Below are 14,193 nucleotides of genomic sequence, written 5' to 3' on the forward strand. Positions count from 1 at the left end.
TGTCTCTCCTGTCTGTCCGCGCAGGCTAGCGGCACGGGCGCTGGCCGCAAGCGCGCGATATTGCGCCGGGCCGGGGGCTGCCCTAGATCGGGCGCATGAGCCTGCGCCCCATCCTGATCCATCCCGATCCCCGCCTGAAGACCCAAGCCGCCCCGATCGAGGCGGTGACGGATCAGATCCGCACCCTCGCCGAGGACATGCTCGAGACGATGTACGACGCGCCGGGCATCGGCCTCGCCGCGCCGCAGATCGGCGTGATGAGCCGGATCATCGTCATGGACGCCGTCAAGGACGAGGGCGTCGCCCCGCGCCCCATGGCCCTCCTGAACCCCGAGATCATCTGGTCCTCCGAGGATCGCAAGATCGCCGAGGAAGGCTGCCTCTCGATCCCCGAGCAATATGCCGAGGTCGAGCGTCCGGCAGAGGTCGAGGTCCGCTGGCTCGGCCTCGACGGCGAGATGCACCAGGAGCGCTTCGACGGCCTCTGGGCGGTCTGCGTGCAGCACGAGATCGACCACCTCGATGGCCGCCTCTTCATCGATTACCTCAAGCCGCTGAAACGGCAGATGATCACCCGCAAGATGCAGAAGCTGAAGCGCGAGAAGGCGCGCGGTTGATGGCGCTCTACCGGCCCCGCCAGATGGCCCCGTCCGGGACCTGCCGCATCGCCGGTCAGCCGCTGAAACTCTATCGCATCGCGCTCGAGGGCGCGCCCCTGCCAGACCTCGCCGCCGCGCGCGCCCTGGCCGAGGCGCGCCTTCCCCGCGAGATCGAGGAAGAGGGCGGCGCCGAGGGGCCTGGCCTCCTGCTGCTGCATGCCGGCGAGGGCGGCGTCTGGCTCCTGCTGATGTGGTGGGCGCATGGTGATATCCTCTGCCGCCGCCTGCTGCGCGCCGAGACGCCTGCCGGGCCCTTCGTGCCGCATGACAGCCGGGCCCTGATGGCCTGCGTCTGGGAGCTTGCGGTGATCGATCATGAACGGCGGGCCTGGATTCGCCACATGATGACGGCCCGGCCTGATCCCGACGGCTGGGCCGCCGACTTCCTCGAAGGGTTGCACTGATGCACCTGGCCATCCGCCGCCATCCCGACCCGGTCCTGCGCGCGGTCTGCACGCCCGTCGCCAGCTTCGACGCCGGTCTGCGCGCCTTGGCGGACGCCATGCTCGCCGCAATGTACGCCGCCCCCGGCCGCGGCCTCGCCGGGCCGCAGGTCGGCGAGACCCGCCGCCTCTTCGTCGTGGACGTCACCTGGAAGGAGGGTGCGCCCGACCCGCAGGTCTTCGTGAACCCCGAGATCACCTGGGCCTCGGACGTCATCGAGACGGCAGAGGAAGGGTGCCTCTCGATCCCGGACATGCCCTGCCGCGTCCCCCGCCCCGCCGAGATCGCCCTGCGCTGGCAGGACCTGGAGGGCGTCTGGCAGGAGGGCCGCTTCGACGGCGCCGCCGCGCGCTGCATCCAGCACGAGGCCGACCACCTGAACGGCGTCCTGTGCATCGATTACGAGGCCCCCCTATGACCCACCGCCCCTTCCTGCGCTGGCCGCACCCCGTTCTGCGCAGCCCCGCCGCCCCGGTCGAGGCCGTGACGGAAGAGCATCGCGCCATCTGGGACGAGATGATCGCCGCGATGGAGGCGATGCCCGGCGTCGGCCTCGCCGCGCCGCAACTCGGCATCCCGCTGCGCCTCGCCGTCGTCGATGCCAGCGAGGCGCGGGGGCAGGCCGTGCGCATGGCCAATCCGCGGGTCCTACATGCCAGCGCCGAGATGCGCCCGCACGAGGAGGCCTCGCCCAACCTGCCGGGCGTCTCGGCCCTCGTCGCGCGGCCCCGCGCCGTCACCGTCGGCTTCCTGAACGAGGCCGGAGAGCCGGAGGAGCGGGACTTCGTGCTGCTCTGGGCAACCTCGGTGCAGCACCAGATCGACCACCTCGACGGGCGGATGTACTTCGACCGCCTCTCCCGCCCCCGGCGCGATATGCTGCTGCGCCGCGCGAAGAAGGCCTCCTGACATGCGCATCATCTTCATGGGCACGCCCGATTTCGCCGTCCCCGCGCTCGAGGCGCTGGTGGGGGCGCATGAGGTCGTCTGCGTCTACTCCCAGCCGCCCCGCCCCGCCGGGCGCGGCAAGAAGGACCGCCCCTCGCCCGTGCAGACCCGGGCCGAGGCGCTGGGCATCCCGGTGCGGCACCCGTCCTCGCTGCGCGGGGCCGAGGCGCAGGCGGATTTTGCCGCCCTCCGCGCCGATCTCGCCGTGGTGGCGGCCTACGGGCTGATCCTGCCGCAGCCGGTGCTCGACGCCCCGCGCCTGGGCTGCGTGAACATTCACGGCAGCCTGCTGCCCCGCTGGCGCGGCGCCGCGCCGGTGCAGCGCGCGATCATGGCGGGCGATGCCGAGACCGGGATCTGCCTGATGCAGATGGAGGCCGGCCTCGACACCGGCCCGGTTCTCGCGCGCGAGGCGACGCCCATCGACCCGGAGGAGACCTCGGCCGAACTGGCCGCGCGCCTCGCCCGCCTCGGCGCCAAGGCGCTGCTCACTCTGCTCGATACGCCCGCCACCTGGCCCGCCACGCCGCAGCCCGAAAAGGGCGTGACCTATGCCGCCAAAATCGACAAATCCGAGGCGCGGGTGGACTGGTCCCGCCCCGCGGAGGAGGTCGCGCGGCATATCAACGCCCTCTCGCCCTTCCCCGGCGCCTGGTGCGAGGCCGGCGGAGAGCGCATCAAGCTGATCCGCGCGCGCATGTCCGAGGGCGAAGGTGCCCCCGGCACCGTGATCGACGAAACCCGCGTCGCCTGCGGGACCGGCGCGGTGGAGCTGCTGGAGATCCAGCGTCCCGGAAAGCGCGCCATGCCCGTGGCCGAGGCCTTGCGCGGCCGTCCCCTGCCCGCCCGCCTGGACTGAGGCGCCCCGCCGCGCGGGCGGCGGGCCGGGCCGAGGGGGCTCGATGCCCCCGAGGCCCGGCTCCCCCGGCTAGAGCACCGTCACCAGCAGGCAGGCCACCACGCCCGAGGTCAGCATCAGCCGCAGCGGCAGCCACCACGCGGGGGCCAGCCGCCAGCGCGCGAAGAGCCAGTCCAGCGCCAGCAGGCCGGTAAAGCCCAGGATCAGCGCCCAGCCCGCCCGTACCGGCCCGCCGCCGGTGGTGAAGAAGACCCAGAGCGCGGGGATCACCGAGAGCGCGTAGCAGAGGGCCGCGCGCCGCCCCTCGGCCTTGGTGGCAAAGCCCCAGAGGACACCCGACATGAAGCTCAGGATCACCGCGCCGTAGTACAGCTGCACGTAGGGCCCGACGAAACGCGGGCCCAGCGCCTGCCCGCCCCAGAGCCCCAGCTGCGGGACGAGGACCGTCAGGGCGCCCCAGGCGAAGGGGATCAGCCCGGCAAGGCCGAGGGCGAAGGGCGCGCGGGGAATCATGCCCGCTCCACCGCCAGCCGGGCCGCCAGCGCGGCAAAGATCCCGGCGATCCCGCGCGAGATCCAGCGCAGCACCGCGGGCCGGTCCAGCACATGCCTTCGCGCCGCCGCCGCGAAGGCGCCGTAGAGGGCGAAGACCGCGAAGGTCATCGCCATGAAGACCGCGCCCAGCTGCATCATCTCGCGGCTCGCCGTCGCCGCCTCTCCGGTCAGGAAGGGCGGCAGCAGCGCCAGGAAGAAGAGCGACAGCTTTGGATTGAGGATGTTGATCAGGGCGCCGCGCAGCGCCGTGCGCCACCCCGGCTCAGCCACCCGGTCGGGCCGCGCCTCGAGCGGGCCGCCGTCGCGCAGCGCGCCCCAGGCCAGCCACAGCAGGTAGGCGACCCCGGCGAACTTCACGATCTGGAAGGCCAGTGCGCTGGCATGGAGCAGGGCCGCGACCCCGAGGATCGCCGCCGCCAGATGCGGCAGGATACCCATGGTGCAACCGAAGGCCGCCCAGAGCGCCGCCTGCCGCCCGCGCCCCAGCCCCACGGCCAGCGTGTAAAGAACGCCGGTTCCGGGCACGAGGACCACGATCAGCGCGGTCAGTAGAAATTGGATCGACATGGCAATCCCCCCTTTCGCGCCGCCGCGGCGCGCCAGGGGGATGCTGTCACGGCTGCGGCCCGCCGGGCAAGCCCGCAGCGGCGCGGCCTAGGCCGGCTGGCGCAGGATGCGCGGCACCCGGAACTCCACCGTTTCCTGCGCCGTCTCGACGAGCTCGACCGTCACGTCCCAGCGGCTGCGGAAGGCGTCGATCACCTCCTCGATCAGCACCTCGGGCGCGCTGGCGCCGGCGGTCAGCCCGATGCTGCGGATGCCTTCGAGCGCGCGCCAGTCGATATCGGCGGCGCGCTGGATCAGCTGCGCGTAGGAGCAGCCCGCGCGATCCGCGACCTCGACCAGCCGCTTGGAGTTCGAGGAGTTCGGCGCGCCGACGACCAGCAGCGCGTCACAGTCGGGGGCCATGGCCTTGACCGCGCCCTGCCGGTTGGTGGTGGCGTAGCAGATATCCTCGTGCGCGGGGCCGGTGATGGCGGGGAACCGCGCCTGAAGCGCCGCGACAATATCGGCGGTATCGTCCACCGAGAGCGTCGTCTGCGTCACGAAGGCCAGCTTCTCGGGATCGCGCACCGCCACGCTGGCAACGTCGTCCACGGTCTCGACCAGCAGCACCTCGCCGGCGGGAAGCTGGCCCATGGTGCCGACGGTCTCGGGATGCCCCTCGTGGCCGATCATGATCAGCTGCCGCCCCTCGGCATGGTGGCGCGCGGTCTCGTTGTGGACCTTGGTCACCAGCGGGCAGGTGGCGTCCACCTGGATCATCTCGCGCCGCTGCGCCTCGGCCGGGACGGCCTTGGGCACGCCATGGGCCGAGAAGACGACCGGCCGGTCGTCCGGGCAATCGTCAAGCTCCTCGACGAAGACCGCGCCCTTGGCGGCCAGCGCATCGACGACATAGCGGTTGTGCACGATCTCGTGCCGCACGTAGACCGGCGCGCCCCATTTCTCGAGCGCGAGCTCGACGATGCGGATCGCCCGGTCGACGCCGGCGCAGAAGCCGCGCGGGGCGGCGAGGTGCAGGGTAAGCGGAGGAAGCTGCGTCATGCGCCGCATGTAAGCACGGCCAGCCGCCGGGTCCAGCCCGGGGCCGGGACTCCGTCAGCTCTCGGCCAGGTCGTCCTCGCGCGTGCTGCGCGGATCGCGCGGCGGGCGGCCGATCACCTCGCGCAGGTCGTCCAGCTCGATGAAGTTGTCGCATTGCCGGCGCAACTCGTCGGCGATCATCGGCGGCTGGCTGCGGATGGTCGAGCAGACGGACACCCGCACCCCGCGCCGCTGCACCGCCTCGACCAGGCGGCGGAAATCGCCGTCGCCGGAAAACAGCACGATGTGATCGACGTGAGAGGCGATCTCCATCGCGTCGACCGCCAGCTCGATGTCCATGTTGCCCTTCACCTTGCGCCGGCCCATCGAGTCGGTGAATTCCTTCGCCGGCTTGGTGACCATGGTGAAGCCGTTGTATTGCAGCCAGTCGACCAGCGGCCGGATCGGCGAATACTCCTCGTTCTCGAGAACGGCGGTGTAGTAGAAGGCGCGCAGCAGCTTGCCGCGGCGCATGAACTCCTGGCGCAGCAGCTTGTAGTCGATGTCGAAGCCCAGCGCCTTGCCTGCGGCATAGAGGTTCGACCCGTCGATGAAGAGCGCCAGCCGCTCGTCCTTGTAGAACATCGAGTCTCCTTCCAAAACGTCGGGGGCAGGCCGCGGTGCTGACGACCCGTCGCGGGCATCGCGGAAGGCTCAATGTAAGGGGCGCAGGACATGCAGCAAGGGACCGGCGGGCAGGACGCGGGGACAATTCAGCACCTCGTCGCGCTAGGGGCGAACGCCCCCAGCGGCAGCTTCGCGCCAGAGGAAACCCTGCGCCACACGCTGGCCCGCATCACGCGGGATCTCGGCCCGATTCGCGCCAGCAAGCTTTACCGGACAAAGGCCTTTCCCGCCGGCTCTGGCCCCGACTTCGTCAATGCCGCGCTGGTGCTGCACAGCGCGCTGCCGCCGGCGGAGCTGCTGCAGGCGCTGCACGGGATCGAAGAGGGTGCGGGCCGCAAACGGACCCTGCGCTGGGGTCCGCGCCCGCTTGATCTGGACCTTATCGCCAGCGGCGCGCAGGTCCTGCCCGATGCCGAAGGCCAGGCGCTTTGGCGCGATCTTCCGCCAGAGCGGCAGGCTCGCGAGACGCCGGGCACGCTGATCCTGCCGCATCCGCGCCTGCAGGACCGGGCCTTCGTGCTGGTGCCGCTGGCCGAGGTGGCGCCGGACTGGCGTCACCCGCTCCTGGGGCTGACGCCGCGGCAGATGCTGGACCGGCTGCCGCAGGAGGCCCGGGACGAGGTCCTGCCGCTTTGACGGGCCCCAGCCTTGCCAAAACACCGCGAGGGGCGTAAAAGACCCTTTCGCGGGGGCGGCCGGAGTCGGCTGCCCTGCCCCTTATTCATGCCGAAGGAGCATCCGATGGCCCGCGTTACCGTGGAAGACTGCGTCGACAAGGTTCCCAACCGGTTCGAACTGGTCATGCTTGCCGCCCACCGGGCGCGCGAGGTGGCTGCCGGCGCCCCGCTGACCGTGTCCCGCGACAACGACAAGAACCCCGTCGTCGCCCTGCGCGAGATCGCGGACGAGACGCAGCAGGCCGACGACCTGCGCGAGCGGATGATCGAGTCGCACCAGAACCAGATCGAGGTCGACGAGCCCGAAGCCGACCAGATGTCGCTTCTGATGGGTGCCGAGGCCGATCGTCCCGCCCAGGACGACATGAGCGAGGAGCGCCTGCTGCGTGAGCTCATGCAGGTGCAGAAAGAAAGCTGACACAGGAGCCGGCATCCGGCGCTTCGGGCGCGGATTGGCAGACGACAACCGCGGATGCGCTGATCGCGCGCGTCCGCGGCTACAACCCGCGCTGCGACGCCCAGCTCCTGCGTGAGGCCTATGATTTCGGCGCCCTGATGCACGATGGGCAGCGCCGGCACTCGGGCGAGCCCTATTTCACCCATCCCGTCGCCGTGGCGATGATCCTCGCCGAGCAGCAGATGGACGACGCGTCCCTCGCCTGCGCGCTGCTGCACGACACGGTCGAGGATACCAAGGCCAGCTACGCCGAGATCGAGCGCCGCTTCGGCCGCGAGATCGCCGATCTGGTCGATGGCGTGACCAAGCTGACCAACCTTCAGCTGACCAATACCGAGAGCAAGCAGGCCGAGAACTTTCGCAAGCTCTTCATGGCCACCAGCCGCGACCTGCGCGTGACGCTGGTCAAGCTGGCCGACCGTCTTCACAACATGCGCACGATCCGCGCCATGCGCCCCGACAAGCAGGTGCAGAAGGCGCGCGAGACGATGGACATCTACGCCCCCCTTGCCGGGCGGATGGGCATGCAGTGGATGCGCGAGGAGCTCGAGGATCTGGCCTTCCGCGTCCTCAACTTCGAGGCGCGCAACTCGATCATCCGCCGCTTCATCACCCTTCAGAAAGAGACCGGCGACGTGGTCGAGCGGATCACGCACGACATGCGCCGCGAGCTCGAGAAAGCCGGTGTCGAGGCCACGGTCTATGGCCGCGCCAAGAAGCCCTATTCCATCTGGCGCAAGATGGAGGCGAAGAAGCAGGGCTTCTCGCGGCTCTCGGACATCTACGGCTTTCGCGTGATCCTGCAGTCCGAGGCGGACTGCTACCGCGCCCTCGGCGTGATCCACCAGCGCTGGAAATCGGTGCCGGGGCGGTTCAAGGACTACATCAGCCAGCCGAAATCGAACGGCTACCGCTCCATCCACACCACCGTCTCGGGGCGCGACGGCAAGCGCGTGGAGGTGCAGATTCGCACCCAGGAGATGCACGAGGTCGCCGAGGCCGGCGTCGCCGCGCATTGGTCCTACCGCGACGGCGTGCGGGCGCAGAACCGCTTTGCCGTCGATCCCGCGCGCTGGATCGCCCAGCTGACCGAGCGGCTGGAGGGCGGCAACGACGACGACTTCCTCGAGGCCGTGAAGCTCGAGATGTACCAGGACCAGGTGTTCTGCTTCACGCCCAAGGGCGACGTGGTGAAGCTGCCGCGCGGCGCGACGCCCATCGACTTTGCCTTTGCGGTGCACACCAAGGTCGGCAGCGCCTGCGTCGGCGCCAAGGTCGACGGGCTGCGCGTGCCGCTCTGGACGCGCCTCAGGAACGGCCAGTCGGTCGAGATCATCACTGCCGACGGCCAGCGCCCGCAGGCGACATGGGTCGAGATGGCGGTGACGGGCCGCGCCAAGACGGCAATCCGCCGTTCCCTGCGCGAAGAGGATCGCGCCCGCTTCGTGAAGCTGGGCAGCGAGCTGGCGCGCGTCGCCTTCGAGAACGTGGGCCGCCGCGCCACCGACAAGGCGCTGCGCACCGCCGCCCGCACGCTGGGCCTCGACGGGGCAGAGGATCTGCTGGCCCGGCTGGGCAGCGCGGATCTGGCCAGCCGCGACGTGCTGCAGGCGCTCTATCCCGATCTGCCGGATCGCGGCGCCAGCGACGTCGACGCCAACCGCGCGGTCGTCGGCCTCGAAGAGGGGCAGAATTTCACCCGCGCCCCCTGCTGCCAGCCGGTGCCCGGAGAGCGGATCGTCGGCATCACCTTCCGCGGGCAGGGCGTCGTGGTCCATTCGATCGACTGCCCCGGCCTCGCCCATTACGAGGACGAGACCGAGCGCTGGTTGGACCTGCGCTGGCACGAGGGCACCCATGCCGCCGTCAACCTCGTGACGCTGGACCTGACGATCACCAACGACGCAGGCGTTCTGGGCCGCATCTGCACCCTGATCGCCGAACAGTCGGCCAATATCTCGGACCTGCACTTCGTCGACCGTAAGCCGGATTTCTACCGGCTGCTGATCGACGTGGAGCTGCGCGGGATCGGCCATCTGCACCGCGTCTCCAACGCGCTCGAGGCAGAGAGCCAGGTCTCCGCCATCTCCCGGCACCGCGACCCCTCAAAGGCGGCGATGCCGCCGCATCGGCACTAGGCCGCGGCACGGGGTCCATCGCAAAGGCGTGCCTTTCCGGCGGCACCGCGTCGTGATTTAGACACGGCAGACAGGCCCCCGGAGGCACCGGGGCGAGGGACGAGACGCGGCAGGGACGGCAAGGACAGGTGGTCTTCAAACGCAGAGACAGGCGCCCGATCTGGCGCGCGGTGGCCGAGGCGCTTTACCCCCGGGGCGGCTGGCGCCGCGCGGCGGGCTACGTCATGCACCGCGTCCGCCGTCTGCCCGACACGCCCGAGAAGATCAGCCGCGGCATCGCCGCCGGCGTGATGGCCGCCTGGACCCCCTTCTACGGGCTGCACTTCATCGTCGCCGCCGTCTTTGCCCGCGCCGTGCGCGGCAACCTCGGCGCCGCACTGATCGGCACCTTCTTCGGCAACCCGCTGACCTACGTGCCGATCGGCGTCATCGCCCTCGAGACAGGGCACCTGATCCTCGGGCGCCGGCCCCAGCGCGGCCTGTCGGAGTCGCTGATCGACAAGTTCACCGCCGCCGGACAGGATCTGGCCGACAACCTGCTGGCGCTTTTCGGGCCGGAGCGGGCGGACTGGCACGGCCTTGCCGCCTTCTACGACGACCTCTTCCTGCCCTATCTCATCGGCGGGCTGGTTCCGGGCCTCGTCTGCGCCACCGCCAGCTACCACGTGGTCCTGCCGCTGATCCGCGCCTACCAGAACAGCCGCCGCAAGAAGCTGCGGATGCGGCTGGAGCGGCTGGGCAAGCTGCCCGGCAGCGGCACCACGCCCCCGCACTAGCCCCCCAGACACGAAAAAGGCCAGCGCGGGGCTGGCCTTCTTTCGGAATGCGATGCGGCGAGGCGCTCAGTCCTTGAGCTTCTCTTCGACGTCGCCGGCGGTCTTCTGGACCTTGCCTTCGACCTGATCGGCCTGGCCTTCGGTCTTCAGGTCCTGGTTGTTCGTGGCATCCCCGAACTCTTCCTTGACCTTGCCGCCGATGTCTTTGGTCTTGCCTTTGACTTGGTCTTCATTCGCCATGATCGATCTCCTGATGATCTATGGCATCACAACCTGTCCGGAGGCCCCGCAGTTCCGCCATGGCCTTCACCAAGGCGTGCGCGTTGCGCCCGCGGCGGCGATGCGGCAGACACTGGATATGCCAACCGACAGGCGGATACCCATGCCGAAGACCCTTTCCAGACCCTGCGCGCGGGCCGCCGCGTGATCCTCGGCATCGGCACCGATCTGGCGAATATCGACCGCATCGCCGCGACGCTGGACCGCTTCGGCGACCGCTTCCGCAACCGCGTCTTCACCGAGGAAGAGCAGCGCAAGGCCGAGCGGCGCGCCGATACCGCCGGCACCTATGCCAAGCGCTGGGCCGCGAAGGAGGCCTGCTCGAAGGCCCTTGGGACGGGGCTGCGCATGGGCATCGCCTGGAAGGACATGTGGGTCACCAACCTCGCCAGCGGGCAGCCCGTCATGCATGTCACCGGCTGGGCCGAGCGCCGGCTGCAGGAGATGACGCCCGAGGGGCACGAGGCGGTGATCCAGGTCACGCTGACCGACGATCACCCCTGGGCGCAGGCCTTCGTGGTGATCGAGGCGCGGAAGCTCTAGCTGTCGTCGCAGGTCTTGGGCAGCGCGTCGCGCAGGGTCGTCGCCGCCCCGTCGGGCACCGGCATCAGGGTCGCGGCGGTGATGCCCAGCGGCTGGAACGGCGGCTCCTGGATCGTCGGATCCGCGAGGCGCAGGGTAAAGCAGCCGGCGAAGATGCCGGTGTCCCCGGCATCCGAGGTCGCCGCGATCACCACCGGGATGCGGTGGTAAAGGCTGCCCGCCGCTCCCTCGGTCCGGTCGGTGCCCAGCACCACGCGGGTCGAGGCCGCGCCGTCGTAGCCATCGGCGAAGCTGGTGAAGCTCGTGCTCGCGGGGGGCTGCTGCCAATAGGCCCAGGCGCGGGCGAATTCGTCCCGATCGATCGCATTGTAGTAGGATCGCACGACAGAGGCCGCGCTGGTGCGGTCGTCGCGGTAGGGCGGCTTCTCGGCGGATGCGGCGGTCTGGGCCAGCGCCGGCCCCGCCAGCGCCGCGGCGAGATGGACCACCACAAGGCATAGGGGGGCCATGGGTCCAAGCAGGCGCATCGATCCGATCCTTTACCGTCTGGTCTGTCGCGGCGCGCGGGGGCGCGGGTCCGGCCCTTGATCGCCCCGCAGGCCGCGCCGGGCAACCCCCTTCTGGCCCTGTATCCGCCGCGGCATGCCACAGGCGCGTGAGAGGCGGGGCCGCCTTTCTTGACTTGTCCCCCTCCCAAGCCCATGAAGCGCCGGACTTCAGCCCCCGAAGGGACAACGGCATGGCAAGCAATCCGGAGGCCGAGAGCGGCGGCATCCTGAGCGGGATCTGGGAGACGGTGAAGACCATCTTCTGGGCGCTGCTCATCGCGGGCGTCTTCCGGACCCTGTTCTTCCAGCCCTTCTGGATTCCCTCGGGCAGCATGAAGGACACGCTGCTGATCGGCGACTTCCTCTTCGTGAACAAGATGGCCTACGGCTATTCCTACGCCTCCTGCCCCTCGATCCGGATCGACCGCATCGGCCTCGACATCGATGCCGAGGATATCTGCGGCTGGCTCGGCGACGAAGAGGACGGGCGGCTCTTCGGCTCCATGCCGGATCGGGGCGACGTGGCGGTCTTCCTGCATCCCGTGACCGGCGAGGATTTCATCAAGCGGGTGATCGGCCTGCCGGGCGACCGCATCCAGGTCACCGACGGGCGGCTGATCATCAACGACACCCCGGTCGAGGTCGAGGACGCCGGCACCTTCTCCGAGGTGATGGAGCTTCAGGGCCCGCAGGGCCTGCAGCCGCGCTGCCGCAACGGCGCCGTGGGCATGGGCTCCATCTGCGAGAAGACCCGCCTGACCGAGACGCTGCCGAACGGCGTCAGCCATGATATCCTGAACATCGGCACGCAGGCCTCGGACAATACCGGCGTCTATACCGTGCCCGAGGGGATGCTGTTCATGATGGGCGACAACCGCGACAACTCCACCGACAGCCGGGTGCCGCCGACGGCCCGCGGCGTCGGCTACGTGCCGGTCGCCGACCTCGTCGGCCGGGCCGACCGGGTGATGTTCTCCTCGGCCGGGCGGTCGATGCTGGCCTTCTGGACCTGGCGCGGCGACCGGTTCTTCCACGCCATTGACTGATCCGGCGCGCATGACGCTGTCGGGGGACCTCGCAGCCTTTGCCGGACGCCTCGGCCACAGCTTCGCGCGGCCCGAGCGGCTGATCCGCGCTGTGACGCATGGCTCTCTCGGCGGCGCGGCTGCCGAGGACAACCAGCGGCTGGAGTTCCTCGGCGACCGCGTCCTCGGCCTCGTCATGGCCGAGGCGCTGCTGCGCGCCGACCCCGCCGCGACCGAGGGGCAGATCGCGCCCCGCTTCAACGCGCTGGTGCGCCGCGAGATGTGCGCCGAGGTGGCGCGCAGCATCGATCTGGGCGCCGTGCTGCGGCTGGGCCGGTCCGAGACGCGATCTGGCGGGCGGCGCAAGGACGCGCTTCTGGCCGATGCGATGGAGGCGGTGATCGCCGCCATCTACCTCGACGGCGGCATGGATGCCGCGCGCGATGCCGTGCTGCGCCTCTGGGGCGAGCGGATCGGCGCGGTGCAGGCCGATGCCCGCGACGCCAAGACCGCGCTGCAGGAATGGGCGCAGGCCCGGGCGGAGCCGCCGCCGGTCTATGCCGAGGTAGGCCGCGAGGGCCCCGATCACGCGCCCCTCTTCACCATCGAGGCGCGGCTCGCCTCCGGCACCGCCGAGCAGGCGCGCGCGGGATCGAAGCGGCAGGCCGAGCAGGCCGCCGCCGCCGCGCTGCTGGCGCGGCTGACGCAATAGCGGCACACTGGCCCTGCCCCTGCGGCACGAGGCCCATTCAAGGAACGAGACCATGAGCGAAGAGTCGACGCGCGCCGGCTACGTGGCCCTGATCGGAGAGCCGAACGCCGGCAAGTCGACCCTGCTCAACCGCATGGTCGGCGCCAAGGTCAGCATCGTCACGCACAAGGTGCAGACCACCCGCTCCCGCATCCGCGGCGTCGCCCTCGAGGGGCAGGCGCAGCTCGTCTTTGTCGATACGCCGGGGCTGTTCCGGCCGCGCCGCGGCCTTGACCGGGCGATGGTCGCCGCCGCCTGGGGCGGCACCGCCGATGCCGATATCGTGCTGCTGCTGGTCGAGGCGCATCGCGGGCTGACCGAGGGCGTGCAGGCGATCCTCGACAGCCTCGACGAGAAGGTGGGCCGCCGCCCCGTCGCGCTGGTCATCAACAAGATCGACAAGGTCAAGGCCGAGGCGCTGCTGGCGCTGACGCAGGCCCTGAACGAGGCGCATGCCTTCGAGGCGACCTTCCTGATCTCGGCCGAGCGCGGGCACGGCACCGAGGATCTGAAGGCCTGGCTGGGCGCGCGGATGCCGGAGGGGCCCTGGCTTTACCCGGAAGACCAGCTGGCCGATCTACCGCTGCGGATGATCGCCGCCGAGATAACCCGCGAGAAGCTGACCCTGCGCCTGCACCAGGAGCTGCCCTACGAGCTGACGGTCGAGACCGAGGCCTGGGAAGAGCGCGAGGACGGCTCTGCCCGCCTCGACCAGGTGATCTACGTCGCCCGCGACGGTCACAAGGGCATCGTGCTGGGCCGCAAGGGCGAGACGGTCAAGGGCGTCGGCCAGGCCGCGCGCACCGAGCTCGAGACCTTCATGGGCCGCCGCGTGCACCTGTTCCTGCAGGTGAAGGTGCGGCCGAACTGGCTGGAGGAAGCCGAGCGCTATTCCGAGATGGGCCTCGACTTCAAGGACAGCAAGTGAGCCGCCTTGCCGCCGGGATCTGGGTTTCGGCCTATCTCGCGCGGCTGCGGATCGAGGGGATCCCGGCCTTCGTCGTGGCGCATGGCGACGACACCGCGGGCGCGGTGCTGGTCAAGCTGAACACGCTCGACGGGCAGGCCGTGGCGCATCAACGCTCGGTCGATCTGATGAGCGGGGAGCGGCGCTGGGTGGTACTGTCCGAGGGCGCGGAGGCCGAGGTCGACGAGAGCATCCGGCGCCAGCGCGGCTTCGATCCCGATCTGTGGGTGATCGAGGTCGAGGACCGGCAGAGGCGCGCCCTTCTCGACCAGCCGGGTCTGAGCGACTGAGGGC

At 70.3% G+C, this 14,193-nt stretch carries 21 protein-coding genes; 15 read left to right on the forward strand and 6 right to left on the reverse strand.

From position 1 onward, the window contains the following. Window positions 1-95: 95 nt before the first annotated feature. The 5 genes from def (DFP88_RS04905) to fmt are packed head-to-tail and all read left to right on the forward strand — an operon-like array spanning window position 96 to window position 2,910. Window positions 96-617 carry a peptide deformylase gene (gene def, locus DFP88_RS04905; RefSeq protein ID WP_110813362.1) on the forward strand — a complete coding sequence of 174 codons (522 nt, stop codon included), beginning with the start codon at window positions 96-98 and terminating at the stop codon, window positions 615-617. Beyond that, complete coding sequence (locus DFP88_RS04910) at window positions 617-1,063, forward strand: hypothetical protein (protein WP_110813363.1); 447 nt, start codon at window positions 617-619, stop codon at window positions 1,061-1,063. The genes def (DFP88_RS04905) and DFP88_RS04910 overlap by 1 nt, the downstream gene beginning before the upstream one ends. After that, on the forward strand, window positions 1,063-1,521 hold the full coding sequence (def, locus tag DFP88_RS04915; RefSeq protein ID WP_110813364.1) for a peptide deformylase: 459 nt from the start codon (window positions 1,063-1,065) through the stop codon (window positions 1,519-1,521). The genes DFP88_RS04910 and def (DFP88_RS04915) overlap by 1 nt, the downstream gene beginning before the upstream one ends. Next, a complete protein-coding gene (gene def / locus DFP88_RS04920) occupies window positions 1,518-2,012 on the forward strand; it encodes a peptide deformylase (protein ID WP_110813365.1) in 495 nt (164 codons plus the stop codon). Before def (DFP88_RS04915) ends, def (DFP88_RS04920) begins: the two co-directional genes overlap by 4 nt. Before the next feature lies 1 nt (window position 2,013). Next, on the forward strand, window positions 2,014-2,910 hold the full coding sequence (gene fmt / locus DFP88_RS04925; protein ID WP_110813366.1) for a methionyl-tRNA formyltransferase: 897 nt from the start codon (window positions 2,014-2,016) through the stop codon (window positions 2,908-2,910). 69 nt (window positions 2,911-2,979) lie between these two features. Here fmt and DFP88_RS04930 read toward each other — a convergent pair whose 3' ends face one another. From DFP88_RS04930 to DFP88_RS04945, 4 genes are all read right to left on the reverse strand, one after another. After that, a complete protein-coding gene (locus DFP88_RS04930; protein ID WP_110813367.1) occupies window positions 2,980-3,423 on the reverse strand; it encodes a DUF3429 domain-containing protein in 444 nt (147 codons plus the stop codon). Beyond that, entirely contained in the window at window positions 3,420-4,031 is a 612-nt protein-coding gene (locus DFP88_RS04935; protein ID WP_110813368.1) for a LysE family translocator, read from the reverse strand. The genes DFP88_RS04930 and DFP88_RS04935 overlap by 4 nt, the downstream gene beginning before the upstream one ends. A gap of 87 nt (window positions 4,032-4,118) precedes the next feature. Beyond that, window positions 4,119-5,072: a 4-hydroxy-3-methylbut-2-enyl diphosphate reductase gene (ispH, locus tag DFP88_RS04940; protein WP_110814136.1), complete on the reverse strand. Its 954-nt coding sequence runs from the start codon at window positions 5,070-5,072 to the stop codon at window positions 4,119-4,121. 54 nt (window positions 5,073-5,126) lie between these two features. Continuing rightward, entirely contained in the window at window positions 5,127-5,696 is a 570-nt protein-coding gene (locus DFP88_RS04945) for a LabA-like NYN domain-containing protein (protein ID WP_110813369.1), read from the reverse strand. A 90-nt stretch (window positions 5,697-5,786) separates the two neighbouring features. Between DFP88_RS04945 and folK the strand changes: the two genes are divergently transcribed. The 4 genes from folK to DFP88_RS04965 all read left to right on the forward strand — a co-directional run bounded on the left by folK (window position 5,787) and on the right by DFP88_RS04965 (window position 9,786). Next, window positions 5,787-6,374, forward strand: coding sequence for a 2-amino-4-hydroxy-6-hydroxymethyldihydropteridine diphosphokinase (gene folK, locus DFP88_RS04950; protein ID WP_110813370.1), 588 nt, complete (start codon window positions 5,787-5,789; stop codon window positions 6,372-6,374). Between the two features lie 105 nt (window positions 6,375-6,479). Further along, a complete protein-coding gene (gene rpoZ, locus DFP88_RS04955; RefSeq protein ID WP_110813371.1) occupies window positions 6,480-6,833 on the forward strand; it encodes a DNA-directed RNA polymerase subunit omega in 354 nt (117 codons plus the stop codon). After that, a complete protein-coding gene (locus tag DFP88_RS04960) occupies window positions 6,830-9,010 on the forward strand; it encodes a RelA/SpoT family protein (RefSeq protein ID WP_110813372.1) in 2,181 nt (726 codons plus the stop codon). Before rpoZ ends, DFP88_RS04960 begins: the two co-directional genes overlap by 4 nt. Before the next feature lie 128 nt (window positions 9,011-9,138). Then, window positions 9,139-9,786: a DUF2062 domain-containing protein gene (locus DFP88_RS04965; RefSeq protein ID WP_110813373.1), complete on the forward strand. Its 648-nt coding sequence runs from the start codon at window positions 9,139-9,141 to the stop codon at window positions 9,784-9,786. A gap of 66 nt (window positions 9,787-9,852) precedes the next feature. Here the strand turns inward: DFP88_RS04965 and DFP88_RS04970 are convergent, their stop codons facing one another. After that, the gene (locus DFP88_RS04970) at window positions 9,853-10,026 is read right to left on the reverse strand and encodes a CsbD family protein (protein WP_110813374.1); all 174 of its coding nucleotides are present in this window, start codon (window positions 10,024-10,026) and stop codon (window positions 9,853-9,855) included. On the opposite strand from DFP88_RS04970, the gene DFP88_RS16815 reads away from it, so the two are divergent. Together DFP88_RS16815 and acpS are read left to right on the forward strand one after the other, a co-directional pair. After that, window positions 10,025-10,213: a hypothetical protein gene (locus tag DFP88_RS16815; RefSeq protein ID WP_146227422.1), complete on the forward strand. Its 189-nt coding sequence runs from the start codon at window positions 10,025-10,027 to the stop codon at window positions 10,211-10,213. The genes DFP88_RS04970 and DFP88_RS16815 overlap by 2 nt on opposite strands. Next, entirely contained in the window at window positions 10,210-10,608 is a 399-nt protein-coding gene (acpS, locus tag DFP88_RS04975; RefSeq protein WP_110813375.1) for a holo-ACP synthase, read from the forward strand. The genes DFP88_RS16815 and acpS overlap by 4 nt, the downstream gene beginning before the upstream one ends. Here acpS and DFP88_RS04980 read toward each other — a convergent pair. Further along, the gene (locus DFP88_RS04980) at window positions 10,605-11,135 is read right to left on the reverse strand and encodes a hypothetical protein (protein ID WP_110813376.1); all 531 of its coding nucleotides are present in this window, start codon (window positions 11,133-11,135) and stop codon (window positions 10,605-10,607) included. The genes acpS and DFP88_RS04980 overlap by 4 nt on opposite strands. Window positions 11,136-11,347: 212 nt before the next feature. On the opposite strand from DFP88_RS04980, the gene lepB reads away from it, so the two are divergent. From lepB to DFP88_RS05000, 4 genes are read left to right on the forward strand one after another with little or no spacing between them, the layout of a single operon-like run. Further along, window positions 11,348-12,202, forward strand: a complete 855-nt coding sequence (gene lepB / locus DFP88_RS04985) for a signal peptidase I (protein WP_110813377.1) — start codon at window positions 11,348-11,350, stop codon at window positions 12,200-12,202. A gap of 10 nt (window positions 12,203-12,212) precedes the next feature. Beyond that, window positions 12,213-12,893, forward strand: coding sequence for a ribonuclease III (gene rnc, locus DFP88_RS04990; protein ID WP_110813378.1), 681 nt, complete (start codon window positions 12,213-12,215; stop codon window positions 12,891-12,893). 52 nt (window positions 12,894-12,945) lie between these two features. Next, a complete protein-coding gene (era, locus tag DFP88_RS04995; RefSeq protein WP_110813379.1) occupies window positions 12,946-13,860 on the forward strand; it encodes a GTPase Era in 915 nt (304 codons plus the stop codon). Then, window positions 13,857-14,189, forward strand: a complete 333-nt coding sequence (locus tag DFP88_RS05000) for a DUF1491 family protein (RefSeq protein ID WP_110813380.1) — start codon at window positions 13,857-13,859, stop codon at window positions 14,187-14,189. The genes era and DFP88_RS05000 overlap by 4 nt, the downstream gene beginning before the upstream one ends. Window positions 14,190-14,193 lie beyond the last annotated feature (4 nt).

It is taken from the genome of Pseudoroseicyclus aestuarii (genome assembly GCF_003217255.1).
GTDB lineage: Bacteria > Pseudomonadota > Alphaproteobacteria > Rhodobacterales > Rhodobacteraceae > Pseudoroseicyclus > Pseudoroseicyclus aestuarii.